Origin of the sequence: Pseudomonas sp. 1 R 17 (assembly GCF_900067035.1) — a bacterium.
Taxonomy (GTDB): Bacteria; Pseudomonadota; Gammaproteobacteria; order Pseudomonadales; family Pseudomonadaceae; genus Aquipseudomonas; species Aquipseudomonas marginalis.
The window spans coordinates 256,302-281,625 of the sequence record NZ_FKLB01000060.1; the positions used below are offsets into that span (position 1 = coordinate 256,302).

A 25,324-nucleotide genomic window follows, 5' to 3' on the forward strand; every position below is an offset into this window, starting at 1 on the left:
GGGCATGACCCAGACATTGCATACCACGCTGCTGATTATCGGCGGCGGCCCTGGCGGTTATGTGGCCGCCATTCGTGCCGGCCAGCTGGGCATCCCGACCATCCTGGTGGAAGGCCAGGCGTTGGGCGGCACCTGCCTGAACATCGGCTGCATTCCGTCCAAGGCCTTGATTCACGTGGCCGAGCAGTTCCAGCAAACCGTGCACCACAGCCAGGGTTCCCGGTTGGGAATCGAGGTGGATGTGCCGACCCTGGACATCCGCAAAAGCGTGGAATGGAAAGACGGCATCGTCGACCGCCTGACCACCGGTGTCGCTGCGCTGCTTAAAAAGCACAAAGTGCAGGTGATCCATGGCTGGGCCAAGGTGGTAGACGGCAAGACCGTCGACGTCGGCGACCAGCGCATCCAGTGCGAACACCTGTTGCTGGCCACCGGATCGAAAAGCGTCAACCTGCCGATGCTGCCGATCGGCGGGCCGATCATCTCCTCCACCGAAGCCCTGGCGCCAACCCGCCTGCCCAAGCGCCTGATTGTGGTGGGCGGAGGCTACATCGGCCTGGAGCTGGGGATTGCGTATCGCAAGCTCGGCGCCGACGTGAGTGTGGTCGAAGCTCAGGATCGTATCCTGCCGGCCTACGACGCCGAGCTGACGCAACCGGTGCACGAATCGCTCAAGCAGTTGGGCGTGAAGCTGTACCTCAAGCACAGCGTGACGGGTTTCGAGCACAACAGCCTGCAAGTGCGCGATCCGAATGGCGACACGTTGTCGCTGGCGACGGACCAGGTGTTGGTGGCCGTTGGTCGCAAACCCAACACCCAGGGTTGGAACCTTGAGGCGCTGAACCTGGAGATGAACGGCGCGGCGATCAGGATCGACAGCCGCTGCCAGACCAGCATGCGCAATGTGTATGCCATCGGCGACCTGAGCGGCGAGCCGATGCTCGCCCACCGAGCGATGGCCCAGGGTGAAATGGTTGCCGAACTGATCAGCGGTCAACACCGCGAATTCAACCCGGCGGCGATCCCGGCGGTGTGCTTCACCGACCCGGAACTGGTGGTGGTCGGCAAGACGCCCGATGAAGCCAAGGCCGCCGGCCTGGACTGCATCGTGTCGAGCTTCCCGTTTGCCGCCAACGGCCGCGCGATGACCCTGGAGTCGAAAACCGGCTTCGTGCGGGTGGTGGCGCGACGGGACAATCACCTGATTGTCGGCTGGCAAGCAGTCGGCGCCGGCGTGTCCGAGCTGTCCACCGCCTTCGGCCTGAGCCTGGAAATGGGCGCGCGCCTGGAAGACGTGGCCGGCACCATCCACGCCCATCCGACGCTCGGCGAGGCGGTGCAGGAAGCGGCGTTGCGTGCGCTGGGCCACGCGTTGCACCTGTAAATAAACACCCCCTGTAGGAGCGAGCTTGCTCGCGAAGAACCTGAGGGCGCCGCGTTCATTCTGGTTTGACGCGTTATCGTTGACGATTTTCGCGAGCAAGCTCGCTCCTACAAGGGACGCGGGGGATGCGAATGGGCCTGCGAATGAAGTATTGTTGCGCCCATTCAGAAAAAAACCGACTTGACCAAAGATAGAGGGTGTCATGGGTAACGAAAGCATCAATTGGGACAAGCTGGGTTTTGACTACATCAAGACCGACAAGCGGTTTCTCCAGGTCTGGAAAAACGGCGAATGGCAAACCGGCACCCTGACCGACGACAACGTGCTGCACATCAGCGAGGGCTCTACCGCCCTGCACTACGGCCAGCAGTGCTTCGAAGGCCTCAAGGCCTACCGCTGCAAGGACGGTTCGATCAACCTGTTCCGTCCGGACCAGAACGCCGCGCGCATGCAGCGCAGCTGCGCGCGCCTGCTGATGCCGCATGTGTCGACTGAAGACTTCATTGAAGCCTGCAAACAAGTGGTCAAGGCCAACGAGCGGTTCATCCCGCCGTACGGCAGCGGCGGCGCGCTGTACCTGCGCCCGTTCGTGATCGGCACCGGTGACAACATCGGCGTGCGCACCGCGCCGGAGTTCATCTTCTCGGTGTTCTGCATCCCGGTCGGCGCCTACTTCAAGGGCGGCCTGGTGCCCCACAACTTCCAGATCTCCACCTTCGACCGCGCCGCGCCACAGGGCACCGGTGCCGCCAAGGTCGGTGGCAACTACGCCGCCAGCCTGATGCCGGGCTCGGAAGCGAAGAAATCCGGTTTCGCCGATGCGATCTACCTGGACCCGATGACCCACTCGAAAATCGAAGAGGTCGGCTCGGCCAACTTCTTCGGGATCACCCACGACAACCAGTTCATCACACCGAAGTCACCTTCGGTGCTGCCAGGCATCACCCGCCTGTCGCTGATCGAACTGGCCCAGACCCGCCTGGGCCTGGAAGTGGTCGAAGGCGAGGTATTTATCGACAAGCTGGATCAGTTCAAGGAAGCCGGTGCCTGCGGGACTGCGGCAGTGATCTCGCCGATCGGCGGTATCCAGTACAACGGCCAGTTGCATGTGTTCCACAGCGAGACCGAAGTCGGCCCGATCACCCAGAAGCTCTACAAAGAGCTGACCGGCGTGCAGACCGGCGACGTCGAAGCGCCAGCGGGTTGGATCGTAAAAGTCTAAGCCAGTAACACCGTAAAACCCTGTGGGAGGGGGCCCCCTCCCACATTTGCTCTCCGGTGTATTCAAGATTCTTTCGGGATATTCTCGTCAATCTTCTTGCCCATGCTGATCCTCGGCTCCACCCCATACCCCAGCGCCTCATAGAACCCCACCACCGCCTCATTGCCACCGGTGATCTGCAGGTTGATCTTCATGCAGCCCAGGGCCGTCAGTACCTGTTCCGCATGCCGCACCAGCGAGGAACCGAGGCCATGACGCCGATAGCCCGGGTGCACGGCCACCGAGTACAACCAGCCGCGATGACCGTCGTAGCCGGCAAGCACCGTCCCGATAACAGTCTTTTTGTCCGTCGCCACAAAAAACAGCCCGTCATTGACCGCCAGTTTCTTATCGATCGCCAGGGTCGGCAGGTTATGCGCCGTGTCATACCCAAACGCCTCCTGCCATAACGCCACCACTTGCCCACGGTGCTGGCGGTCGCGATACGGACCGATGGGATGGCGCGACAACAGCGCTTTTTCCATCACCAACGTGCGCTCATTGCCGTGGTAGACGTCACGTACCGTGTGAAAACCCAGCTTGGTGTAGAACGGCTCGGCGGTCAGCGAGGACGGCACACTCAGCGTCGTCACCCCCGCTTCCCGCGCCCGCAGTTCGATTTCAATCATCAGCAACCGGCCAATGCCCTGCCCTTGCAGCGTCGGGTTGACGAACACCGAACGCACCACATTGGCATCCAGGGCCGCCGTGGCGACGATCACCCGGTCCTGGACCGCCACCAGCACCACACGGCGCTTGAGCAGGTCGAGCACCGCGTCCGGGGTGAAGTTGCTGGCCACCCGGGCAATCACATCCGCCGGATAGTCCCGCGCATTGCTGCTGTGCAAGGCCGCCAGGATGACCAGGCTGATCCCTTCGGCATCGTCGGATTGGGCAAGACGTACGACGGTAGACATGATTCCTCCTGGCTGACGGCGTTATTACAGTCGCCACTGTACCAATGTGGGAGGGGGCTTGCTCCCGATGGCGGTGTGCCAGTTGATGGATTGAGTGACTGATATACCGCAATCGGGGGCAAGCCACCCTCCCACATTTTGACCGCGCTCCAGCTCCCACCGCCGATTCGGCTGCCTCACCCCCCTTTTCAGCTTTCCCGGCTGAGCCGCCCCTTGGTTTCAGCCGGGATTCCCCTGCCACAGCGAACAAAATAGCCCCACTGCTCAACCCCATGGATTCGTGCACCCATGCAAACCACCAACACCGTCCTGATGATTCGCCCGGCGCGCTTTGCCTTCAACCCGGATACCGCGATCAACAACCGTTTCCAACGCCCACCCCTCGACCCGCTCAGTGCACAGCAGAAAGCGCTGGAAGAGTTCGACGGCTATGTCGACACCCTGCGCCGGCACGGCGTGGAAGTGCTGGTGGTGCAAGACACTCCGGCGCCCCACACACCCGACTCGATCTTCCCCAACAACTGGTGGAGCAGCCACGCCGACGGCAGCCTGGTGCTGTACCCGATGGAAGGCCAGAACCGCCGACTGGAACGTAACAAAGGCGTGCTGCAAGTGCTGGAGCAGCGCTTTGCGATCAAGGACACCATCGACCTCAGCCACCTCGAACAACAGAACATCTTCCTCGAAGGCACCGGCAGCATGGTGCTCGACCGCCAGCACCGCATCAGCTACGCCTGTCACTCCGGGCGCACCCACCACGACGCGCTGCGCCAGTTTGCCGAACGCCTCGACTACCGGCTCTGCGTCTTCCACGCCGTCGACCGCCACCACGCACCGATCTACCACAGCAACGTGATGATGAGCGTCGGCCGCGACCTCTCGGTGGTGTGCCTGCAAGCGCTGCCCGACGCCGACGAACGCCAGGCCCTGGAACGCTCGCTGCGCGACACCGGCAAAGACATCCTCGGCCTCGACTTCGACCAGCTCGAAGCCTTCGCCGGCAACATGCTCGAAGTCCACGACCGCGACGGCCAGCCGCTGCTGGTGATGTCTGCCAGTGCCTGGGGCGCGCTGCAACCGGCCCAGCGCCGGCATGTGGAGCGCCACACCCGGCCGGTGGTGGTGAACATCGACAACATCGAACGCATCGGCGGCGGCAGTGCCCGCTGCATGCTGGCAGAAGTGCATCTGCCCGCCCGTCCCTCATTTCAATAAGGAGTCTTGCCATGACCCGCTATATCGACGTCAACGACCTCAGCTATCTGGTTTCGCAAAAAGGCCTGCACACCTGCATCACCGAGATGGCCGAGTACATCCGCGCCGACTACCTGCGCTGGCAGGACTTTGAGAAATGCGCACGCCTGGCCAACCACTCGCCGGATGGCGTGATCGAGTTGATGCCGGTGTCCGACGCCTCGCTGTACGCCTTCAAGTACGTCAACGGCCACCCGAAGAACACCTTGGCCGGCATGCTCACCGTAATGGCCTTTGGTGCCCTCGGTGACGTCGACACCGGCAAACCGGTGCTGCTGGCGGAAATGACCCTGACCACTGCCATTCGTACCGCCGCCACGTCGGCCCTGGTGGCCCGCTACCTGGCCCGCGCCAACAGCCGCAGCATGGCGTTGATCGGCAACGGCTCCCAGAGCGAATTCCAGGCCCTGGCCTTCCACGCCATGCTCGGCATCAACGAGATCCGCCTGTTCGACATCGACGCCAAGGCCACCGCCAAGCTGGCAGCCAACCTCAAGGCGTTCCCGGCAATCAAGGTGATCCTGGCCGGCAGCGTGGCCGAAGCGGTCAAAGGCGCGGACATCGTCACCACCGTCACCGCCGACAAGGCCTACGCGACGATCCTCACCGACGACATGATCGAGCCCGGCATGCACCTCAACGCCGTGGGCGGCGACTGCCCGGGCAAGACCGAACTGGACCGCCGCATCGTCGAGCGCGCCCGTGTGATCGTCGAGTACGAACCGCAAAGCCGCATCGAAGGTGAAATCCAGCACATGCCGGAAGACTCGCCGGTGATCGAGTTGTGGCAGGTCATCAACGGCCAGGTCGCCGGCCGCGAGCATGAGCGCCAGGTCACCCTGTTCGACTCGGTGGGCTTTGCCATCGAAGACTACTCGGCCCTGCGCTATGTGCTGGACGTGGCCAAGGCCCTGGATGTCGGCAGCGAACTGGAACTGGTGCCGGACCTGGCCGACCCCAAGGACTTGTTCGCACGCCTGGCCCAACAGCCTCGTGCACAGCACAAAAAGCGCGCCTGAGACCGCTCTGGCCTGCCCCTTTGCGCCAAGGGCAGGCCGGATTTCCAGGACTGAAAAGCCGATTCATAGGGTGCTACAGCCGATTCCGCTGCATTGCGTGTTTTAACAGCGCAATTTGCGCTTTGAGCACGGGGTAAACGACACAAAAAACGCACCATCATGAAGCATTCTGAGCCCGACCAAAGCGTCACAGAATGAATGCCCGCTGCACCCTTTTTACTGCCCTGACATCAATTACAAAATATAGGGACCGACACATGACTCCACTGCGATCACTCTTCGCTGCGTTGCTGTTGCCACTGTGCGCCAGCGCCGCCCACGCCCAGGATTGGAAAGAAATCCGCTTCGGCGTATTCCCCGAGTACCCCCCGTTTGAATCCGTGGCCGCCGACGGCAGCCTGCAAGGCTTCGATATCGAGTTGGGCAACGCGATCTGCGCCAAGCTCGAGGTCAAATGCACCTGGGTGCACAACGAATTCGACGGCATGATCCCGGCCCTGCGCGCGCGCAAGTTCGACGCGATCATGTCGTCCATGGCTGTAACCCCGGCGCGCGAGAAAGTCATCGACTTCACCGACCGCCTGTTCCTCAGCCCCACGTCGGTGATCACGCGCAAAAACGCCGACTTCGGCGGCACCCCGGAATCGTTGAAAGGCAAACAGGTCGGCGTGCTGCAAGGTTCGTTGCAGGAAGCTTATGCCCGTGCACACCTGGCCAGGCTGGGCGCGCAGATCAAGGCGTACCAGTCCCAGGAACAGAACTACGCCGACCTGCAGAACGGCCGCCTCGATGCCACCCTGACCGACAAGCTCGAAGCCCAGCTCAACTTCCTGTCCAAGCCTGAAGGCGCCGACTTCAAGACCGGCCCGGCCTTCAAGGACCCGACCCTGCCCCTGGACATCGCCATGGGCCTGCGCAAGAACGACCAGGACTTGCGTGCGCTGATCAACAAGGGCATCGCCGCCGTCCAGGCCGATGGCACCTACGCACAGATCCAGAAGAAATACTTCGGCGATCAAGACATCTACAACGAATAAGCCAACACAATCCCTTGTGGGAAGGGGCTTGCTCCCGATAGCGGTGGGTCAGTCAATACAGGTGTCGACTGGCACGCCCTCATCGGGAGCAAGCCCCCTCCCACAGGGGTATGTCTGCGCCCCTTAGAGATCTCCCCATGAACGAACTCCTCAACCTGCAAGGCTACGGCCCGATGCTCGCCCAGGGTGCCTGGATGACGGTCAAGCTGGCGCTCCTGGCGCTGGCCCTGAGCCTCGCCCTGGGCCTGATCGCCGCCGGCGCCAAACTTTCCAGCGCCCAATGGCTGCGGGTGCCGGCCACGCTGTACACCACGCTGATCCGCAGCGTGCCGGACCTGGTGCTGATCCTGCTGATTTTCTACAGCCTGCAACTGTGGCTCAACGACCTGAGCGAAGTGTTCGGCTGGGACTACTTTGAAATCGACCCGTTTACCGCTGGGGTCATCACCCTGGGGTTTATCTACGGCGCGTATTTCACCGAGAACTTCCGTGGCGCGATCCTCAGTGTGCCGGTCGGCCAACTCGAAGCCGCCACCGCCTACGGCCTGAGCCGCTGGCAGCGTTTTCACCTGGTGCTGTTCCCGCAGCTGATGCGCTTTGCCCTGCCGGGCCTGGGCAATAACTGGCTGGTGCTGCTCAAGTCCACGGCGCTGGTGTCGATCATCGGCCTGTCGGACCTGGTCAAGGCCGCGCAGAACGCCGGCAAGACCACCAACGAGCCGTTGTACTTCCTGATCCTCGCGGGCCTGGTGTACCTGGTGATCACCACCCTCTCCAACCGCATCTTCAAGCGCCTCGAACGGCGCTACAACCTCGGCATCAAGGGGATGGCGCGATGATCGAACTGTTCCAGCAATACGGCCTGGCCTACCTGTTCAGCGATGGCACCGGGTTGTCCGGCGTTGCCATGACCTTGTGGCTGTTCATTATCTCAGTGGTGCTGGGGTTTTTCCTCTCGATCCCCCTGGCGCTGGCCCGCGTGTCGGAACACTTCTGGCTGCGCTGGCCGGTGGAGGTCTACACCTACCTGTTCCGCGGCACGCCGTTGTATATCCAACTGTTGATCTGCTACACCGGGCTGTACAGCCTGGAGGTGGTGCAGGACAACGCCCTGCTCAACCAGTTTTTCCGCAATGCCCTCAACTGCACCTTGCTGGCCTTTGTGCTCAACACCTGCGCCTACACCGTGGAAATCTTCGCCGGGGCGATCCGCAACATTCCCCACGGCGAACTCGAAGCGGCCCGCGCCTATGGCCTGCACGGCTGGCGCCTCAACCTGTTTGTGGTGGTGCCTGCCGCACTGCGCCGCGCGCTGCCGGCCTACAGCAATGAAATGATCCTGATGCTGCACGCCACGTCGCTGGCGTTTACCGCCACCGTCGCCGACATCCTCAAGGTGGCGCGCGATGCCAATGCCGAGACGTTCCTGACGTTCCAGGCCTTCGGCATCGCTGCCCTGCTCTACATGCTGCTGTCCTTTGCACTGGTGGGCCTGTTCCGACTGGCCGAACGTCGCTGGATGCGTTTTCTTGTTCCTACCCGAGGCTAACCCATGAATCAGTCCGCGCAGGCCCTGGCCACTTATCCTGTCGATGTACCCGTTACCCAGGCGGCAACTGCTGCCGTCAAGCTGCAGGTCGAAGGCATCCATAAACGCTACGGCGAACACGAAGTGCTCAAGGGCGTGTCCCTCAACGCCCGCAATGGCGACGTGATCAGCCTGATCGGCGCCAGCGGCTCGGGCAAAAGCACGATGCTGCGCTGCATCAATTTTCTCGAACAGCCGGACGCCGGCGTCATCACCCTGGACGGCATCAGCATCGAAATGCGCCAGGGCCGCGCCGGCGCCCGTGCGCCGCACCAGGAACAATTGCAGAACCTGCGTACGCGCCTGGCCATGGTGTTCCAGCACTTCAACCTGTGGAGCCACATGACCGTGCTGGAAAACATCACCATAGCCCCGCGCCGGGTGCTGGGGGTAAGTGCCGCCGAAGCGGAAAAACGCGCGCGCATGTACCTCGACAAGGTCGGCCTGCCGGGCCGCGTGGCCGATCAGTACCCGGCGTTCCTGTCCGGCGGCCAGCAACAGCGCGTGGCCATCGCGCGGGCCCTGGCGATGGAGCCGGAAATCATTCTGTTCGATGAACCCACCTCCGCCCTCGACCCCGAACTTGTAGGAGAAGTCCTCAAAGTCATACAGACGTTGGCTGAGGAAGGTCGTACCATGCTGATGGTCACCCACGAAATGGGCTTTGCCCGCCAGGTGTCCAGCCAAGTGCTGTTCCTGCATCAGGGCCGAGTCGAGGAACAAGGCGGCGCCGAGATCCTCGACCACCCCAACAGCGAGCGCTTGCAGCAATTTCTTTCCAACCGTTTGAAGTGAAACCCATGGATACCAAGGCCAACGGACCCCATACCTCCCCTGCGCTGGATCGCATCGATGAGGCGATCATCGAAGTGCTGCGCCACCAGGGGCGTATCACCTATGAAAAGCTCTCGTCACTGGTGCACCTCACCCCCAGGCCCTGCCTGGAGCGGGTGCGCAAGCTGGAGCGACGCGGGGTGATTCGCGGGTACGGCGCGATCATCGATGTACAGATGGTCTCGCCCGGACTGTCGCTGCTGGTGCTGGTGGCCTTGTCCAACCAGAGCGGGCGCTCGGCGCAAAAGGCCTTCGAAGCCTGTATGAAGGCGTGCCCCCAGGTGTTCGAATGCCAGCTGATCAGCGGGCCGTTCGACTACAGCCTGCGCATGCGCTGCCGGGACATGGAGCACTACCGGGTGGTATCGGAGATCTGGCTGAACAATGATGAGTTGCACATCGATAAGTTGGTGGCACATCCGGAGTTGGCGGTGGTGAAAAATACCGCCATCGAACTGGCCTAGATCCTCAAACACTGGAAATCCAATGTGGGAGGGTTTTGCCCCTCCCAGATTTTTAACCGCGCCCGCTTGAAATACGCTTGCCGAGCTTGGTACCAATCATCTTCGCCTGCCCATCCTTCTGCTTCCCCGTACGTGCCTCGCTGATCAACCCCGGGATCAACTTGCCCTCCGGCAGATTCTTCCAGAACCGACTCGGCAAGTGCCCTTCCATCACCTTGGGGTTCAACCGCGCCGGGTTGAAAATGTGGCTGTAGTACGTCAGCCACATTGCACTGTGGGGATCCTCGACATTCTGCGCCAGCTGCTGCCAGGCCTCAGGGCATTGGCGTTGATGAATCAACTGTTCGCCATCGTAATAAACCCCATCCAACGGCGTGGCGATCATCCAGCGATGGCGCCCCATGCGCCCGACAAAATGCTGGCTGGCGCTCTTGAGAATGTCATGGGCCGGCTCATGCCAGGCCACGTACTCCGGCAACTCGGGCCCTGCCCCTGCCGGCAAGGCGATAAAGCGCACAAACGCATGCAGATGATGGGCCTCGCGGCTGACCTGCTTGATGCGCCGCTGCAGCTCAGTGCCGAGTTTATCCCCCGCCAGCATCGCGGTGCGGTCGCCATGGCTGACGCGCCAGAGCACTTCGTACAACAGGCTCCAACGCTGGTCGCCGTGGTAGCAGGCGGCCGACTCCAGCAACTCCAGCAGCGCCTTGGGAATGCGCGCCTGGAACGGCCCCAAGCCTGCGGGGATCGGCTCATCGGTCGCAAACAGATCCGCCGCCTGCATCTCGCCCCAGCTGACCTGGCTGGGGTCGACCTGATGGCTGAGCAGCCAGCGCGCCTGTTCGCGCCAGGTGCTGAAAAGGTTGTCGCATTCCAGGCTGATCATCCCCACAACCCCATCTGCTGCGGCTGCGGGCGGTCGCGCAGTTGCTCGCGCAGCAGCACGCTGGTGCTGTCCGCCTGTTGCGGGTGGTAGTCACTGGTGATGAAAAACGGCTTGGCCTTGGCCAGCACACAGCGCATGCGCGCCAGGTCTTCAAAGCGGATCTTGCGTTCGCGGCGCAGGTCCACCAGGCGCTGGGTGGTGCGCAGGCCGATCCCTGGGATGCGGGCGATCAAGGTCGGCTCGGCGCGATTCAGGTCCAGGGGGAATACCTCGCGGTGCTCCAGGGCCCAGGCCAGCTTGGGGTCGATGTCCAGGGCCAGGTGACCGGGGCCTTCGAACAGTTCGTTGGCACTGAAGCCGTAGCTGCGCAGCAGGAAATCCGCCTGGTACAAGCGATGCTCGCGCATCAACGGCGGCGCGGCCAGTGGCACGCTTTTCGGGCTGTTGGGGATGGGGCTGAAGGCCGAGTAATACACGCGGCGCAGCTTGAAGTTGCCATACAGCGCCTCGGCACTGTGGAGGATGGTGCTGTCGTCGGTCTCGTCGGCGCCGACGATCATCTGGGTGCTCTGCCCGGCCGGGGCGAAACGCGGTGCGCGGGGTTCGTTCAGGACCGTCTGCTCGCCGGTGTAGATGGTCTGCATGGCCTGCTTGATCGAGACGATCTGTTTTTCCGGCGCCAGGGTTTGCAGGCTGGCATCGGTGGGCAGTTCGATATTCACGCTGAGGCGGTCGGCATAGCGCCCCGCCTCGGCAATCAGCGCCGGGTCGGCTTCGGGGATGGTCTTGAGGTGGATGTAACCGCGAAAGTCATGCTCTTCGCGCAGCAGTTTGGCCACCCGCACCAACTGCTCCATGGTGTAGTCGGCCGAACGAATGATGCCGGAGCTGAGGAACAGCCCGCTGACGCAGTTGCGCTTGTAGAAATCCAGGGTCAGGGTGACCACCTCCTCCGGGCTGAAGCGTGCACGGGGCACGTCGCTGGAGCGGCGGTTGACGCAGTATTGGCAGTCGTAGAGGCAGAAGTTGGTGAGCAACACCTTGAGCAAGGATACGCAGCGACCGTCCGGCGTGTAGCTGTGGCAGATGCCCATGCCATCGGTGGAGCCCAGCCCCGCCTTGCCTTCGGAACTGCGCTTGGGCGCGCCGCTGCTGGCGCAGGAGGCGTCGTACTTGGCGGCGTCGGCGAGGATGCTGAGTTTTTCGATCAACTGCATGGAAGGCTACCGATACTGGTTTTTTGTACAGTACCAGTAGCCCAACAGTGTTGCTAGTACCACCTGTAGGAGCGAGGGGGACGCCTAGTTCTTGCTCGCGAAGAACGCAAGAACAACGCGTTAATCCAGAATGCCCGCGTATCGTTGACGATTTTCGCGAGCAAGCTCGCTCCTACAAGGGCGGTCAGCTGGCAGTGGCGAGCAGCAAATCCTGCACCGAGCGGCCCTGGCCACGGTGACGATCATGCTCGAACAGCGACGCCGCAATCTCATCCGCGCGAATCGGCAGTACCGACAGCAACGTATCGCTCAAGCCATGGCTGGCCTGGCTGAAGCCCTGGATGTAGATGCCGGCCTTGCAGCGCTCATCGGTGACGATGCGGTAGTCGCGCGCCACTTCAAAATCACCCAGATACTCCTCCAGCGGCGCCAGCAATGCGCGGTGGGTCTCGCGCTCGTAGCCGGTGGCGAGGATCACCGCGTCGTAATGGTTGACGCTGGTTTCGCCGCTGGCGTTGTTGCGTAGGGCCAGTTCGATGCCCAGGGGGCCGGGGGTGGCCTTCTCGACCACGGTCATGGTGCGGAAGGCCTGGCGGGCGATGCCGGAGACTTTCTGGCGGTAGAAAATCCCGTAGATGCGCTCGATCAGGTCGAGGTCGACCACCGAATAGTTGGTGTTCTGGTACTCGGCGACCAGGCGCTCGCGCTCGGCACCGACTTGCTGGAACACCAGGTCGGTGAAAGCCGGCGAGAACACTTCGTTGACGAACGGGCTGTCATCGGCAGGCTTGAGCGCCGAACCGCGCAGGATCATGTCGACCTGTACCGATGGGAAGCTGTCGTTCAGGTCGATAAAGGCTTCGGCCGCGCTCTGGCCACCACCGATGATGGCGATGCGCATCGCCTTGCCGTCCACGCAAGGCTGGGTGGCCATGCGCTCCAGGTATTGGGAATGGTGGAACACCCGGCTGTCGCCCTTGAGGGCCTTGAAGGTTTCGGGAATGCGCGGGGTGCCGCCGGCGCTGACCACCACCGAACGGGTGGTGCGCACATGCTGCTCGCCCAGGGCATCGCGAGAGATCACGCGCAATGCCTCGACCTGTTGCTGGTGCAGGATCGGCTCGATGGCCAGCACTTCCTCGCCGTAGCGGGCCTGGGCCTGGAACTGCCCCGCGACCCAGCGCAGGTAGTCGTTGTACTCCATGCGGCACGGGTAGAAGGTGCCCAGATTGATGAAGTCCACCAGGCGGTCGTGGGCTTTCAGGTAATTGACGAAGGAGTACGGGCTGGTGGGGTTGCGCAGGGTCACCAAGTCCTTGAGGAACGAAATCTGCAATTCGCTCTGGGTCACCAGGGTATTGCCGTGCCAGCGGTAATCGGCCTGTTTGTCAAGAAACAGTACGTCCAGTTTGCCCTGCGCCTTTTCACGCTCCTGCAGGGCGATGGCCAGCGCCAGGTTCGAAGGGCCGAAACCGATACCGATCAGGTCATGAACCGCGGGCGAAGCAATTGCCTGTGTCATTCCAGTGTCCTCTGGATAAGCCCCTTGGCGGTGGGGCGGGAATACCTTCGAGACCTGCACAACAGGTCATGTGTTGATAGGAAACGAGGACAGTGAAAAAAAATTTAACCGAACAGTGATCAGTGCGCGTCCCACTCGCGCATCCGCACCCGGCAGTGCTTCATGGCGTTGACGATGTGTTTTTCCACCAGGGTGCGGGAAATACCCAGGCGCTCGGCGATTTGCAGGTGGCTCAGGCCCTCGAGTTTGCGCAGCAGGAAGCTGTCGCGACAGGCCGCCGGCAGCTCGGCCAGGGCGCGTTCGAGCAAGGCCAGGCGTTGGCCGTAGTCGTGGGTGGCATGGGGCGAACAGGCGGCAAAGCGCTCCTCGCTGTCGAGCACCTCCAGGGGTTCGACCTGGCGCAGGGCATTACGCCGGTGGCCATCGATCACCAGGTTCAGCGCGGTGCGATACAAAAAGGCACGCGGCTGTTCGATGGGCGTCTCGCTGGAACGTTCCAGCACCCGGACATAAGCGTCATGCACCACATCCTCGGCCACCTGACGGTTGCCCAGCTTGGCGTTGAGGAAACACACCAGCTCGCGATAGTAGTTTTCCAACATGACTCCCGGCCACCGGGTGGCGGCATTAGGTCCTGTAGGAGCGAGCTTGCTCGCGAAGTACGTCAACGATAACGCGGGAAACCAGAGTGAACGCGGCGTCATTGAGCTCTTCGCGAGCAAGCTCGCTCCTACACAAATACAGGCCATTCAGTAATGGCAGTTTGGGTAGGTGCAATTTATAGTAATTCTCATCTACTTTTAAACAAGACTTGCACCTACAGGCCGTTTTTTTTCTCCACAAGACCTGTAACCACTTATGTAACAACCTAAATCCTCGGCCAATTCTCTCGTTTAACTGTCAGCTCTGCGCAACTGCGCTCCGAACTTTCCCGGCTGGAACCTAAGCATGAAACGCCCTCGACCTGCCCGACGCGCCTTGCTCGCTATCGCGTGCCTGATTCCCATCATCGCCGTCGCCGCCTGGCAGGTGTTGCCGCCGGGGCGTGACAACCTGACCACCGTCACCGTCACCCGCGGCACTATCGAAAACAGCGTCACGGCCCTGGGCACCCTGCAACCGCGCCGGTATGTCGACGTGGGCGCCCAGGCGTCCGGGCAGATTCGCAAGATCCACGTTGAAGCCGGCGACCGGGTGCAGGAGGGCCAATTGCTGGTGGAGATCGACCCCTCGACGCAAAAAGCCAAGCTCGATGCCAGCCGCTACGCCATCGAAAACCTCAAGGCCCAGTTGCAGGAGCAAAAGGCCCAGCACGCCCTGGCCCGCCAGAAGTACCAGCGCCAGCAGCGCCTGGCCGCCGGCAACGCCACCCGCGAGGAAGACGTGCAAACCGCCAAGGCCGAACTGAGTGCCACCCAGGCCCGGATGGACATGTTCCAGGCGCAGATTCTCCAGGCCCAGGCCAGCCTGCGCAGCGATGAAGCGGAACTGGGCTATACGCGCATCTACGCACCGATGACCGGCACCGTGGTCGCGGTGGACGCGCGCGTCGGCCAGACCCTCAATGCCCAGCAGCAGACGCCGCTGATCCTGCGGATCGCCAAGTTGTCGCCGATGACCGTGTGGGCGGAAGTCTCGGAAGCCGACATCGGCCACGTCAAACCGGGCATGACCGCCTACTTCACCACCCTCAGCGGCGGCAACCGGCGCTGGACCAGTACCGTGCGGCAGATCCTGCCGATCCCGCCCAAGCCGCTGAATGAAACCCAGGGCAGCGGCAGCCCCAACAGTTCCAGCAAGAGCGGCAGCGGTCGCGTGGTGCTGTACACCGTGCTGCTGGACGTGGACAACAGCGACAACGCGCTGATGGCCGAAATGACCGCCCAGGTATTTTTCGTCGCCAGCCAGGTCAAGGATGTCCTCACCGCACCGGTGGCCGCGCTGCTGGGCACCTCAAGTGCCGACAAGCAGATCGCCCGCGTGGTCGCCACCAACGGCCGCATCGAAGAACGTGAAGTGCACCTGGGCATCAGCGATCGTCTGCGGGTCGAAGTGCTCGACGGCCTGCACGAAGGCGATCATCTGCTGATCGGCCCGGCCGACGGCAACGGGGGTTGAGGTGACCACGCCCCTGATCGAACTCAAGAACATCCGCAAATCCTACGGCGGTGGCGACAGCCCGCAGGTCGACGTGTTGCGCGGCATCGACCTGTCGATCCACGCCGGGGAATTCGTCGCCATCGTCGGGGCTTCCGGTTCCGGCAAGTCCACGTTGATGAATATCCTCGGTTGCCTCGACCGCCCAAGCCTGGGCGAGTACCTGTTCGCGGGGGAAAACGTCGCCCACCTGGACAGCGACGAACTGGCCTGGCTGCGCCGCGAGGCGTTCGGCTTTGTGTTCCAGGGCTACCATTTGATCCCCTCGGGCTCGGCCCAGGAGAACGTCGAGATGCCGGCGATCTACGCCGGCATCAGCGCCGCCGAACGCCATGCCCGCGCCCACGCGCTGCTCACACGCCTGGGCCTGGCCGAGCGCACCGGTAACCGTCCGCACCAGCTGTCCGGCGGTCAGCAACAGCGTGTCTCGATCGCTCGGGCGCTGATGAACGGCGGCCACATCATCCTTGCCGATGAACCCACCGGCGCCCTCGACAGCCACAGCGGCGCCGAGGTAATGACCCTGCTGGACGAACTGGCCAGCCAGGGCCATGTGGTGATCCTGATCACCCACGACCGTGAAGTCGCGGCGCGGGCCAACCGCATCATCGAGATTCGCGATGGCCTGATCATCAGTGACTCGGCCGATGACGACGCCGCGCCCCCACCCGCCACCCGCGGCGCGCTGCAAGCCGTGGACCTGCGCCAGCGCCTGGCTGACGGCGCCGAACACAATGGCGCCTGGAAGGCCGAACTGCTGGACGCGGTCCAGGCCGCCTGGCGGGTGATGTGGATCAACCGTTTTCGCACCGCGCTGACCCTGCTGGGGATCATCATCGGCGTAGCCTCGGTGGTGGTGATGCTGGCCGTGGGCGAAGGCAGCAAACGCCAGGTCATGGCGCAGATGGGCGCGTTCGGTTCCAACATCCTCTACCTCAGCGGCTCATCGCCCAACCCGCGCACGCCGCTGGGTATCGTCACCCTCAATGACGTCGCGGCGCTGGCGGCGCTGCCCCAGATCAAGCGCATCATGCCGGTCAACGGCACCGAAGCCGGCGTGCGCTATGGCAACGTCGACTACATGGCCTATGTGGGCGGCAATGACACCAATTTCCCGGACATTTTCAACTGGCCGGTGGTCGAGGGCAGTTACTTCACGGCGGCCGACGAGCATGCGGCCGCCACCGTGGCGGTGATCGGCCATCGCGTGCGGGAAAAGCTGTTCAAGGGAGAGGTCGACCCCATCGGCCAGTACATCCTGATCGAAAACGTACCGTTCCAGGTGATCGGCGTGCTGGCGGAGAAAGGCGCCAGCTCCGGCAACAAAGACAGTGATGACCGTATCGCCATCCCCTACACCGCCGCCAGCGTGCGCCTGTTCGGCAGCTACAACCCCGAATACGTGGTGATTGCCGCCGCCGATGCGCGCAAAGTCCACGAGGCCGAAGTGGCCATCGATCAGTTGATGCAAAAGCTGCACAACGGCAAGCGCGACTACGAGCTGACCAACAACGCGGCGATGATCCAGGCCGAGGCGCGCACCCAGAATACCCTGTCGCTGATGCTCGGCTCGATTGCCGCGATTTCCCTGCTGGTAGGCGGCATTGGCGTGATGAACATCATGCTGATGACCGTGCGCGAACGCACCCGCGAGATCGGCATTCGCATGGCCACCGGCGCGCGCCAGCGCGACATCCTGCGCCAGTTCCTGACCGAGGCGGTGATGCTGTCGGTGGTCGGCGGCCTGTGTGGCATTGCCCTGGCCCTGCTGGTGGGTGGCGTGCTGGTGCTGGCCAAGGTGGCGGTGCAGTTCTCCCTGGTGGCGGTGTTTGGCGCATTCGCTTGCGCACTGGTCACCGGCGTCGTATTCGGCTTCATGCCGGCCCGTAAAGCTGCCCGGCTCGATCCGGTTAAGGCGTTGACCAGTGAATAAACGAACCATTCCCCCGTACCTGCCCGCACTTGGCCTGTGCCTGCTGCTCACGGCCTGCGCCGGTGACCCGCCCGCCGTGGACAGCGCTATTGCGCCGCCGGCTGCCTGGCAGTTCGCTGAACGCGACGCCGCCCAGGCCACTAACCAGCGCTGGTGGACGCAGTTCGGCAGCCCGCAGTTGAACCGCCTGGTCGACCAGGCCCGGCGTGACAGCTTCGACGTGGCCGCCGCCATGGCCCGCGTGCGCCAGGCCCAGGCCACGGCGGTGATTGCCGGGGCGCCACTGTTGCCCGAGGTGAAGTTCAACCTTGCCGCCAGCCACCAGAAGTTGTTGCACGGCACGGGCGGGCCGGACCTTGACGCCTCACAAAGCGATGACGCCGTCGATAATTTCGGCGCCAACTTCACCGCCAGCTACGAAGTGGATTTCTGGGGTGGCCGCGCCGCTGCCCGTGACAGTGCCCTGCACAGTCTGCGCGCCAGCGAGTTCGACCAGGCCACCGTGGAACTGACCTTGCTCAGCAACGTCGCCGACCGCTACGCGCAAACCCTCGCGGCGCGCCAGCGCCAGCAGATCGCCGAGTTGAACCTGACCAATGCGCGTAACGTCCTCGACCTGGTGCAGACCCGTTACGACGCAGGCTCCGCTACGGCCCTGGAACTGGCCCAGCAGAAAAGCCTGGTGGCCAGCCAGCAACGCCAGCTGCCGTTGATTCAACAACTGGCCGAAGAATCCCAGATCACCCTTGCCGCCCTCCTCGGCCAACCGGTCCAGGCCCTGGACCTGGGCGCCGAACCCTTCCTGGAGCTGACCTGGCCAACCATCGGCGCCGGCATGCCCAGCCAGCTGCTCAGCCGCCGGCCGGACATTGCCAAGGCCGAGGCCGAACTGGCGGCAGCCCAGGCGGACGTCACCGTGGCCCGCGCCGCCATGCTGCCGGCCCTGACCCTCGGCGCCACGCTCGGCTCCGATGCCTACAAGGCCGTGGACGTCCTGCGCAGCCCCTACTACACGCTGACGGCCGGCCTGGTCGGGCCGATCTTCAACAACGGCCGTTTAAGCGCCGAGCGCGACAAGGCGCGCGCGCGCCAGGATGAGCTGTTGCAAACCTACCGCGGCGCGATCATCAACGGCTTTGCCGATGTGGAAAAAGCCCTCAGCAGCATCACGCGCCTGGACCAGCAGCGCCACTGGCAAACGGAAGAACTGCAACAGGCCCAAACCGCCTTCCAGATCGCCGAAAGCCGCTACCAGGCGGGTGCCGAGGACTTGCTGACGGTACTGGAAACCCAGCGCACCCTGTATGCCGCCCAGGACTTGAACGTGCAATTGCGACTGTCACGCCTGCAGGCCAGCATTGCGCTGTACAAGGCATTGGGCGGCGGTTGGAAAACCAGCATCTGATAAACGAAACTCCAGTTTCGTACATAAGTCGTCTACCGCCCCTACATTCTTCGACTCAGGTTCCTTGGTAAAAAATGCCGCTATCACACGGCTGCCAGGGAACACTGGATGAATGTTGCAAAATACCTCGCGTGCGGCTGTCTCTGGTTGATGGCAACCCTTGGCCAGGCAGAGCCACTGATCAAACCCACCGCCATTGATTGGCTGCTCGATTGCCCCCTCCCCACCACCGAACGGCTTGACCCCGAGGTGCTGTCGCGCACCCAGTGCGGCATCGTCACCGTACCGCGCAACCATGCCGCCCCCTGGCAAGGCCACCAGCGCCTCTACCTGACCCGTGTCGGCGCCCGCGATCCCCTGAACCGCAAGGGCGTGGTCTTCACCCAGGCCGGCGACACCGCGCAAAAAAACTACGGAAGCACCTTCGCCATTCACCTCGCCAGCCGCTGGGACACGTATTCCACACAAGCCTATCGCACGCTGCTCAACCGCTACGACATGATCGAACTCAGCCCCCGCGACCTCACTCAGGAGCATGGCGTCGAACAGGCCGTACGGGACATGGAGTACGTCCGCGCCCAGTTGGGCGACGCCCAACTGCATTACCTGGGGGACACCATCGCCACGCGCCTGGGCAGCCGCTATGCCGCAGTGTTTCCCGAGCGCGTCGCACGCATGGTGCTGGTCAACGCCGAACACACCATGGCGGGTAGGCTTGGGGTCGAACAACTGCGCCTCAAGGAGCCCGCCAAACCGGACGCCGGCGGCTGTATCAACCGATGGGTGGGTGACTTCCTCGCCTATGGCAAACAGCCGCCACCGTCGACTCGCTGCCTTGACGTGGCAGGCAGGCAGTAGCGCGTCGTTTACGACCTGTTGCCGCCGAAAACGACACCCTGCGTTGACGCTCCGTCGCAATCGTTATTAAGTGCTATTTATCCGCATTAATACGATAAATCGAACCCATGCTGAGTCGCCCGCTACGCCGCAAACGCCAGAAGCTGTCCGACGTGATTGTCGAGTCGGTCAAGCGCTCCATCGTCACCGACGCCTTGAAGCCCGGCGACCGCCTGCCCACCGAGCGTGAGCTGATGGAGAGCTTCCAGTGCTCCAAGGGCTCGGCCCGTGAAGCGCTCAAGGCCCTGGAGGTCGAGGGGCTGGTGAGTACGCGCACCGGCCCCAGCGGCGGTGCGTACCTGAACCAGGCCGGCACTGAACCCGCCAGCCGCGCGCTGCGTAACTACCTGCACTTCCAGCACCTGGACGGCGAGCAGGTGTACCAGTTGCGCAAGGTCATCGAAGTGGAACTGGCGGTGTCGGTGCTCGGGCGCCTGAGTGAGGACGACTACCGGGCATTGCAGGACAACGTGGATTTCTGCAGCGCCCCCGAAGACAGCGAAGCCGGCCAGCGTGAGCAACGCCTGGCGGAACTGGAGTTCCACAATTTGCTGGCCAAGGCCTGCCCCAACCCGTTGCTGAGCTTTATGGCGCAATTTCTCAACGACCTGCTGCGCGACCTGGTGGTACTGAAAAAAGCCTACAAACCCAAGCGCAAGCAGTTCGACGCGGCCAACCTCGACTATCACAAACAGCTGCTGAACGCCTTTCGCGCCGGGGATGAAAGCGCGGTACGCAGCCTGATGCATGAACATATGTGCGACGCCGAACACCATATGACCGCGCTGGAAGGCCAGGTCAGCCCGCACTTTCTACTGGAGTTCGACCACAACCACTGAAAACACCCCTCCCACAGTTGACTGCATTCACTGCGTTATCCCAATAACAGGCCTGCCCACAGGCCCTGCTCCACCGTATCGCCCTTGCTACTCCTGCCAATAACTAAACCAGGGAGTCACCCCATGCAGCGTCGTACGTTATTGAAAGCCAGTCTTACCGCCGCCGCCGCCCTCAGTCTTCCACTGAGCGTGCGTTCGGCATTCGCCGCCGAGCCCTTTACCTTTTACGGCCTCAAGTCCATGTCCGGCGCCTTTGCCAGCTATGGCAAGTTTGCCGACATGGGTTCGCGCCTGGCGGTGGCACAACACACCGAGCTACTGGGCCGCCCCTTGAACTACAAGGTCATCGACACCGAGGGCAACGCCGGCAAGGCCGTGCGCAAGGTGCAGGAGGCGATCCAGCAGGACGGCGCGCGCTTCTTCCAGGGCTGCACGCTGTCGTCGTCGGCACTCGCGGTGGCCAAGGAAGTCGACAAGGTCGGCGGTGTATTCATGACCCCGGTCGGTGCCGATGAAGTCACCGGCAAAGACTGCAACCACGCCACGTTCCGCTGGTCGGTACCTACCTACGGCGCGATCCGCGAAACCATGGTGCCGCTGATCAAGCTGCTGCCGGATGCCAAGCGCTGGTACACCATCACGCCGCAATATGTGTTCGGCGAAGCGCTGCTCGAAGGCGCCAGAAACGTACTCAAGGAACATGGCCTGGAGCATGTCGGCAACAGCTACCACTCGCTGCAGGAGCAGGAATTCTCCGGCTACCTGACCAACGCCATCTCCACCAAACCCGACGTGCTGGTGTTGCTGAATTTCGGCAGCCAATCGTCCAACACCCTGCGCCAGGCGGTGAACTTCGGCATCAAGGAGCGCATGAAAGTGCTGCTGGTGTGGTCCGCCGGCCTCGACCAGTTCCAGGAACTGGGCAGCGATATCCTCGACGGCGTGTACCTCGGCGCGCAGTACTGGCATCAGGTCGACACCCCGCTCAACCGCGAACTGGTCAAGCTGACCCAGGCCAAGTACGGCATCAACCCCACCTACCCGTTGGCCGCCGACTACATCAGCACCAAAGTCATGCTCGACACCATCATCGCCACCGCCAGCTTCGACGGGCCGACCGTGGCCAAGGCCATGCAGGGCCTGAGTTTCGAAGGCCCCACCGGCAAGGAGTCGATCCGCGCCGGCGACCACCAGGTGATCAAGGACTACTACCTGCTGGTCGGCAAGGCCGCCGGCGAGATGGCCGACAAGGATGACCTGGCCAAGGTGCTCAGCGCCGGCCAGTCCTTCCCGCCGGTGGAAGCCACGGGCTGCACGCTCGCCTGATCCGCTAAAACACCACCGTTGTACACGGCAGGGCCGCCCGGGCGGCCACCTGTTCGAGGGTTTCTGCATGCTTAATCTTTACCTGTTCCAGATACTCAACGGCCTTGGATTGGGAATGATCTACTTCCTGATCGCGGTCGGGCTGACGATCATTTTCGGCCTGCTCAACTTCGTCAACTTCGCCCACGGCGCGTTCTTCCTGCTGGGCGCCTACATCTGCTACACCGCCGTGAGCCTCACCGGCAACTTCTGGCTGGCGCTGTTGATTGCGCCGCTGGTGGTGGCCGCGTTGGCCTGGGTGATCGAGCGGCTGTTGATCCAGCGGATCTATCACTTGCCGCACATGTTCCAGATCCTGGTCACCCTGGGCATCGCACTGATCATCCAGGAAGCCAGCGTAATGATCTGGGGCCCGGTGGGCAAAAGCGTCGCCGTGCCGGAACTGCTGCGCGGCGTGCTGGTGGTGGGTGATTTCGTCTACCCCTACTACCGCCTGTTCCTCATCGTGTTTTCCGGGCTGGTGGGCCTGGGCCTGTGGCTGCTGCTGGAGCGCACGCGCTTCGGCGCCCTGGTGCGCGCCGGCAGTGAAAGCACCGAGACCGTGTCGCTGCTCGGCACGAATATCTTCCGCCTGTTCTCCATGACCTTCGCCCTCGGCGTGGGCCTGGCCGGCATGGCCGGGGTGCTGTTCGCGCCGTTGCGCGGTGCGCAGCCGTTCGTTGGCCCGGAGATTCTCGGCATCGCCTTCGTGGTGGTGGTGATCGGCGGCATGGGCTCGTTCAGCGGTGCGTTGGTCGGCGGTTTGCTGGTCGGCGTGGTGCAAAGCCTGATGACCACACTCTGGCCCCAAGGCGCGAGCCTGATGATCTACGGCGCCATGGCCGTGGTGATTCTGGTGCGGCCTTACGGCCTGTTTGGGAGAGCCTGACATGAGCGAGAAAAATCCCCTGCCGTTTGCCAAAACCCAATCACGCGCCATGTTGCTGTGGGTCGTGGCGGTGCTGATCGGCCTGCCCGTGCTATTGCCCTCGGCGACCCTGGCCAGCGAGATCCTGATCTTTGCCATGGCGGCCCTGGCCTGCAACCTGTTGCTGGGCTACACCGGGCTGCTGTCATTCGGCCAAGGCATCTTCTTTGGTGCCGGTGCCTACTGCGCGGCGCTGCTGATGATCCACCTGCAACTGGGCCTGTTCACCGCGCTGCTGGGCGCCGCCATCGCCGGTGGTTTCCTGGCCTTGCTGGTGGGTGCCCTGGCGATCCGGCGCACCGGCATCTACTTCGTGATGCTCACATTGGCCTTCAGCCAGATGGCGTACTTTGTCGCCTACACCTTGAGCGACTGGACCGGCGGCGATAACGGCCTGCTCAGCGTGCCACGCCCGGAAATCCGCATCGGCGACGCCGTACTTTTGTCCCTGGCCGACGCCCGCGCGTTCTATGGTTTTGTCGCGGTGCTGTTCCTGTTGATCTTTATCGGCGCACGCCGGGTGATCGCCTCGCCGTTCGGCAGCACGCTGATGGCGATCCGCGAAAACGAAACCCGCGCCTCGGCCATCGGCTACGACACGCGGCACTTCAAGATCCTGGTGTTCGTGCTGTCCGGCGCAGTCACCGGAATTGCCGGGGCGCTGTACGCCATGCTGCTGCACTTTGTGCCGCTGTCGAATATCGACCTGGCGATGTCCGAAAACATCCTGATCATGACCATTATCGGCGGCACCGGCTCGCTGTTCGGTTCGTTGCTGGGCGCCGGGTCCATCGTGCTGCTGGGGGATTTTCTCTCCGACCTGTGGCCCCGTTGGCTGATGCTGCTGGGGGTGATCCTGATCCTGGTGGTGATCTTCATGCGCGGCGGTTTGTGGGGCGGCCTGGCCGCGTTGTTCGAGCGCGTGCGCGGCCGTCGCAAGGCCGTCGTCGTCGCCAAGGAGGAAGGGCTATGAGCATCTTGTTGGAAACCCAGGACCTGGAACTGGCCTATGGCGCGTTCCGTGCGGTGAACGGCGTGAACCTCAAGGTCGAAGCCGGCACCATCCACACCATCATCGGCCCCAACGGTGCGGGCAAGACCAGCCTGTTCCACTGCCTGACCGGTGAACGCCAGGCCACGGCCGGGGCGATTCATTTCAACGGCAAGAACCTGATGCGCAAGCCCGCCCACACGCGCGTCGGCCTGGGCATGGCGCGCTCGTTCCAGCTCACCAGCCTGTTCCAGAACCTCAGCGTGCGCGAAAACCTGCGCCTCGCCGCCCAGGGCCGCGACGGTGCACGTGCGTTGAATTTCTGGCGCCGCGTGGACAGCAAGCGCGAACACCTGGAGATGGCCGACCAGGTGCTCGAACGCCTGCAACTCAGCGCCCGCGCCGAGACCCTGGCCGGCGAGTTGTCCCACGGCCAGCAACGGGTGCTGGAGGTGGGCATGTCGATCTGCTCCAAGCCCAAACTGTTGATGCTCGACGAGCCCACCTCGGGCATGGGCATCGATGACATCCCGATCATGACCCAGTTGATCAGCGACCTCGGCCGCGACCACACGGTGCTGTTGATCGAACACAACATGAGCATCGTCATGTCCATCAGCCAACGTATCACCGTGATGAGCCACGGGCAGATCCTGGTGGAAGGCACGCCGGAGTTCGTGCGTGCCGATGAACGCGTGCGCAGTGCTTACCTTGGGGAGGCTGCCTGATGTTGATCGTCGAGAATATCCATTCCTACTATGACAAGAGCCACGTGCTCGAAGGCGTGTCGCTGAGGGTCAACCCCGGCGAACTGGTGACCCTGCTCGGGCGCAACGGTGCCGGCAAGACCACCACCCTGCGCAGCATCCTCGGCATCATCTGCCCACGACAGGGCCAGATCCACTTCAACGGCCAGGCGCTGGTGGGGCAGAAAATCTTTGAAATCGCGCGCCAGGGCCTGGCGCTGGTGCCGGAGAATCGCGGGATCTTCCGCCTGCTGACCGTCGAGGAAAACCTGCGCATTGCCGTCCGCAAGAGCAGCCGCTGGCAGCTTGAAGACGTGTACGGCATGTTCCCGCGCCTCAAGGAGCGGCGCAGGAACGCCGGCCATGCGCTCTCCGGCGGCGAGCAACAGATGCTCGCGATCGCCCGCGCCCTGCTCAACGATCCGAAGCTGCTGATCCTCGACGAACCCACCGAAGGCCTGGCCCCGGTGATCGTCGACGAACTGGTGAAGATCCTGCGCAAGGTCAAGGACGACGGCCTGCCAGTGCTGCTGGTGGAACAGAACCTGATGGTCTGCGACAAGCTCGCCGACCGCCATTACGTCCTCGAACAGGGCCGCGTGGTCTACGAAGGCAGTGCCGCCGCCTTCCGCGCCGACCCGACGATCAAGAACCGCTACCTGGCGCTGAGCGCCTGACGG

General features: G+C 63.0%; 24 protein-coding genes and 1 pseudogene. 19 read left to right on the forward strand and 6 right to left on the reverse strand.

Going from position 1 to position 25,324, the window contains the following annotated elements:
* Positions 1–4: 4 nt before the first annotated feature.
* On the forward strand, positions 5–1,384 hold the full coding sequence (gene lpdA, locus BFP99_RS24550; protein ID WP_065948427.1) for a dihydrolipoyl dehydrogenase: 1,380 nt from the start codon (positions 5–7) through the stop codon (positions 1,382–1,384).
* A 12-nt stretch (positions 1,385–1,396) separates the two neighbouring features.
* On the opposite strand, the pseudogene BFP99_RS33785 reads toward lpdA, so the two are convergent.
* Positions 1,397–1,483, reverse strand: a pseudogene (locus BFP99_RS33785) (outer membrane lipoprotein carrier protein LolA); the annotation flags it as partial.
* A gap of 103 nt (positions 1,484–1,586) precedes the next feature.
* Here BFP99_RS33785 and BFP99_RS24555 point away from each other — a divergent pair.
* Positions 1,587–2,606, forward strand: a complete 1,020-nt coding sequence (locus BFP99_RS24555) for a branched-chain amino acid aminotransferase (protein ID WP_065948428.1) — start codon at positions 1,587–1,589, stop codon at positions 2,604–2,606.
* A gap of 62 nt (positions 2,607–2,668) precedes the next feature.
* Here the strand turns inward: BFP99_RS24555 and BFP99_RS32420 are convergent, their stop codons facing one another.
* Positions 2,669–3,562: a GNAT family acetyltransferase gene (locus BFP99_RS32420; RefSeq protein ID WP_074847240.1), complete on the reverse strand. Its 894-nt coding sequence runs from the start codon at positions 3,560–3,562 to the stop codon at positions 2,669–2,671.
* Between the two features lie 288 nt (positions 3,563–3,850).
* On the opposite strand from BFP99_RS32420, the gene ctlX reads away from it, so the two are divergent.
* The 7 genes from ctlX (at position 3,851) to BFP99_RS24595 (ending at position 9,758) form a co-directional block, all read left to right on the forward strand.
* Complete coding sequence (ctlX, locus tag BFP99_RS24565) at positions 3,851–4,777, forward strand: citrulline utilization hydrolase CtlX (RefSeq protein WP_065948429.1); 927 nt, start codon at positions 3,851–3,853, stop codon at positions 4,775–4,777.
* Positions 4,778–4,788: 11 nt separating this feature from the next.
* Complete coding sequence (locus BFP99_RS24570) at positions 4,789–5,835, forward strand: ornithine cyclodeaminase (RefSeq protein WP_065948430.1); 1,047 nt, start codon at positions 4,789–4,791, stop codon at positions 5,833–5,835.
* A gap of 257 nt (positions 5,836–6,092) precedes the next feature.
* The gene (locus BFP99_RS24575) at positions 6,093–6,872 is read left to right on the forward strand and encodes an ABC transporter substrate-binding protein (RefSeq protein ID WP_065923794.1); all 780 of its coding nucleotides are present in this window, start codon (positions 6,093–6,095) and stop codon (positions 6,870–6,872) included.
* Between the two features lie 137 nt (positions 6,873–7,009).
* Entirely contained in the window at positions 7,010–7,711 is a 702-nt protein-coding gene (locus BFP99_RS24580; protein WP_027606180.1) for an ABC transporter permease, read from the forward strand.
* Positions 7,708–8,421, forward strand: coding sequence for an ABC transporter permease (locus tag BFP99_RS24585; protein ID WP_065923793.1), 714 nt, complete (start codon positions 7,708–7,710; stop codon positions 8,419–8,421). The genes BFP99_RS24580 and BFP99_RS24585 overlap by 4 nt, the downstream gene beginning before the upstream one ends.
* A gap of 3 nt (positions 8,422–8,424) precedes the next feature.
* Positions 8,425–9,255, forward strand: a complete 831-nt coding sequence (locus BFP99_RS24590; protein ID WP_065948431.1) for an ABC transporter ATP-binding protein — start codon at positions 8,425–8,427, stop codon at positions 9,253–9,255.
* Between the two features lie 5 nt (positions 9,256–9,260).
* The gene (locus BFP99_RS24595) at positions 9,261–9,758 is read left to right on the forward strand and encodes an Lrp/AsnC family transcriptional regulator (RefSeq protein WP_053138651.1); all 498 of its coding nucleotides are present in this window, start codon (positions 9,261–9,263) and stop codon (positions 9,756–9,758) included.
* 52 nt (positions 9,759–9,810) lie between these two features.
* On the opposite strand, the gene BFP99_RS24600 is transcribed toward BFP99_RS24595, so the two are convergent.
* The 4 genes from BFP99_RS24600 to BFP99_RS24615 all read right to left on the reverse strand — a co-directional run bounded on the left by BFP99_RS24600 (position 9,811) and on the right by BFP99_RS24615 (position 13,985).
* Entirely contained in the window at positions 9,811–10,644 is an 834-nt protein-coding gene (locus BFP99_RS24600; RefSeq protein WP_065923791.1) for a TIGR03915 family putative DNA repair protein, read from the reverse strand.
* The gene (locus tag BFP99_RS24605) at positions 10,641–11,861 is read right to left on the reverse strand and encodes a putative DNA modification/repair radical SAM protein (RefSeq protein WP_027606175.1); all 1,221 of its coding nucleotides are present in this window, start codon (positions 11,859–11,861) and stop codon (positions 10,641–10,643) included. The genes BFP99_RS24600 and BFP99_RS24605 overlap by 4 nt, the downstream gene beginning before the upstream one ends.
* A gap of 184 nt (positions 11,862–12,045) precedes the next feature.
* Positions 12,046–13,383: a lysine N(6)-hydroxylase/L-ornithine N(5)-oxygenase family protein gene (locus tag BFP99_RS24610; RefSeq protein ID WP_065948432.1), complete on the reverse strand. Its 1,338-nt coding sequence runs from the start codon at positions 13,381–13,383 to the stop codon at positions 12,046–12,048.
* Between the two features lie 119 nt (positions 13,384–13,502).
* Entirely contained in the window at positions 13,503–13,985 is a 483-nt protein-coding gene (locus tag BFP99_RS24615; RefSeq protein ID WP_065923789.1) for a sigma-70 family RNA polymerase sigma factor, read from the reverse strand.
* Between the two features lie 346 nt (positions 13,986–14,331).
* Between BFP99_RS24615 and BFP99_RS24620 the strand changes: the two genes are divergently transcribed.
* The 10 genes from BFP99_RS24620 (at position 14,332) to BFP99_RS24665 (ending at position 25,321) form a co-directional block, all read left to right on the forward strand.
* A complete protein-coding gene (locus BFP99_RS24620; RefSeq protein WP_065923788.1) occupies positions 14,332–15,501 on the forward strand; it encodes an efflux RND transporter periplasmic adaptor subunit in 1,170 nt (389 codons plus the stop codon).
* 1 nt (position 15,502) lies between these two features.
* Complete coding sequence (locus BFP99_RS24625) at positions 15,503–17,473, forward strand: MacB family efflux pump subunit (protein ID WP_065948433.1); 1,971 nt, start codon at positions 15,503–15,505, stop codon at positions 17,471–17,473.
* Positions 17,466–18,878, forward strand: coding sequence for an efflux transporter outer membrane subunit (locus tag BFP99_RS24630; RefSeq protein ID WP_065948434.1), 1,413 nt, complete (start codon positions 17,466–17,468; stop codon positions 18,876–18,878). The genes BFP99_RS24625 and BFP99_RS24630 overlap by 8 nt, the downstream gene beginning before the upstream one ends.
* Before the next feature lie 108 nt (positions 18,879–18,986).
* A complete protein-coding gene (locus BFP99_RS24635) occupies positions 18,987–19,736 on the forward strand; it encodes an alpha/beta fold hydrolase (RefSeq protein ID WP_065948435.1) in 750 nt (249 codons plus the stop codon).
* A 107-nt stretch (positions 19,737–19,843) separates the two neighbouring features.
* The gene (locus BFP99_RS24640; protein ID WP_065948436.1) at positions 19,844–20,614 is read left to right on the forward strand and encodes a FadR/GntR family transcriptional regulator; all 771 of its coding nucleotides are present in this window, start codon (positions 19,844–19,846) and stop codon (positions 20,612–20,614) included.
* 123 nt (positions 20,615–20,737) lie between these two features.
* Positions 20,738–21,940, forward strand: coding sequence for an ABC transporter substrate-binding protein (locus tag BFP99_RS24645; protein ID WP_065923783.1), 1,203 nt, complete (start codon positions 20,738–20,740; stop codon positions 21,938–21,940).
* A 67-nt stretch (positions 21,941–22,007) separates the two neighbouring features.
* A complete protein-coding gene (locus BFP99_RS24650) occupies positions 22,008–22,868 on the forward strand; it encodes a branched-chain amino acid ABC transporter permease (RefSeq protein ID WP_065923782.1) in 861 nt (286 codons plus the stop codon).
* A 1-nt stretch (position 22,869) separates the two neighbouring features.
* A complete protein-coding gene (locus BFP99_RS24655; RefSeq protein WP_065923781.1) occupies positions 22,870–23,880 on the forward strand; it encodes a branched-chain amino acid ABC transporter permease in 1,011 nt (336 codons plus the stop codon).
* Positions 23,877–24,626 (forward strand): ABC transporter ATP-binding protein, encoded by a 750-nt coding sequence (locus BFP99_RS24660; RefSeq protein ID WP_065923780.1) that lies wholly within the window; start codon positions 23,877–23,879, stop codon positions 24,624–24,626. Before BFP99_RS24655 ends, BFP99_RS24660 begins: the two co-directional genes overlap by 4 nt.
* A complete protein-coding gene (locus BFP99_RS24665; protein WP_065923779.1) occupies positions 24,626–25,321 on the forward strand; it encodes an ABC transporter ATP-binding protein in 696 nt (231 codons plus the stop codon). Before BFP99_RS24660 ends, BFP99_RS24665 begins: the two co-directional genes overlap by 1 nt.
* Positions 25,322–25,324: the final 3 nt, after the last annotated feature.

Coding starts and splice junctions, on each gene's coding strand:
- lpdA (WP_065948427.1), top strand. CDS start 5: ATGACCCAGACATTGCATACCACGCTGCTGATTATCGGCGGCGGCCCT.
- BFP99_RS24555 (WP_065948428.1), top strand. CDS start 1,587: ATGGGTAACGAAAGCATCAATTGGGACAAGCTGGGTTTTGACTACATC.
- BFP99_RS32420 (WP_074847240.1), bottom strand. CDS start 3,562: ATGTCTACCGTCGTACGTCTTGCCCAATCCGACGATGCCGAAGGGATC.
- ctlX (WP_065948429.1), top strand. CDS start 3,851: ATGCAAACCACCAACACCGTCCTGATGATTCGCCCGGCGCGCTTTGCC.
- BFP99_RS24570 (WP_065948430.1), top strand. CDS start 4,789: ATGACCCGCTATATCGACGTCAACGACCTCAGCTATCTGGTTTCGCAA.
- BFP99_RS24575 (WP_065923794.1), top strand. CDS start 6,093: ATGACTCCACTGCGATCACTCTTCGCTGCGTTGCTGTTGCCACTGTGC.
- BFP99_RS24580 (WP_027606180.1), top strand. CDS start 7,010: ATGAACGAACTCCTCAACCTGCAAGGCTACGGCCCGATGCTCGCCCAG.
- BFP99_RS24585 (WP_065923793.1), top strand. CDS start 7,708: ATGATCGAACTGTTCCAGCAATACGGCCTGGCCTACCTGTTCAGCGAT.
- BFP99_RS24590 (WP_065948431.1), top strand. CDS start 8,425: ATGAATCAGTCCGCGCAGGCCCTGGCCACTTATCCTGTCGATGTACCC.
- BFP99_RS24595 (WP_053138651.1), top strand. CDS start 9,261: ATGGATACCAAGGCCAACGGACCCCATACCTCCCCTGCGCTGGATCGC.
- BFP99_RS24600 (WP_065923791.1), bottom strand. CDS start 10,644: ATGATCAGCCTGGAATGCGACAACCTTTTCAGCACCTGGCGCGAACAG.
- BFP99_RS24605 (WP_027606175.1), bottom strand. CDS start 11,861: ATGCAGTTGATCGAAAAACTCAGCATCCTCGCCGACGCCGCCAAGTAC.
- BFP99_RS24610 (WP_065948432.1), bottom strand. CDS start 13,383: ATGACACAGGCAATTGCTTCGCCCGCGGTTCATGACCTGATCGGTATC.
- BFP99_RS24615 (WP_065923789.1), bottom strand. CDS start 13,985: ATGTTGGAAAACTACTATCGCGAGCTGGTGTGTTTCCTCAACGCCAAG.
- BFP99_RS24620 (WP_065923788.1), top strand. CDS start 14,332: ATGAAACGCCCTCGACCTGCCCGACGCGCCTTGCTCGCTATCGCGTGC.
- BFP99_RS24635 (WP_065948435.1), top strand. CDS start 18,987: ATGAATGTTGCAAAATACCTCGCGTGCGGCTGTCTCTGGTTGATGGCA.
- BFP99_RS24640 (WP_065948436.1), top strand. CDS start 19,844: ATGCTGAGTCGCCCGCTACGCCGCAAACGCCAGAAGCTGTCCGACGTG.
- BFP99_RS24645 (WP_065923783.1), top strand. CDS start 20,738: ATGCAGCGTCGTACGTTATTGAAAGCCAGTCTTACCGCCGCCGCCGCC.
- BFP99_RS24650 (WP_065923782.1), top strand. CDS start 22,008: ATGCTTAATCTTTACCTGTTCCAGATACTCAACGGCCTTGGATTGGGA.
- BFP99_RS24655 (WP_065923781.1), top strand. CDS start 22,870: ATGAGCGAGAAAAATCCCCTGCCGTTTGCCAAAACCCAATCACGCGCC.
- BFP99_RS24660 (WP_065923780.1), top strand. CDS start 23,877: ATGAGCATCTTGTTGGAAACCCAGGACCTGGAACTGGCCTATGGCGCG.
- BFP99_RS24665 (WP_065923779.1), top strand. CDS start 24,626: ATGTTGATCGTCGAGAATATCCATTCCTACTATGACAAGAGCCACGTG.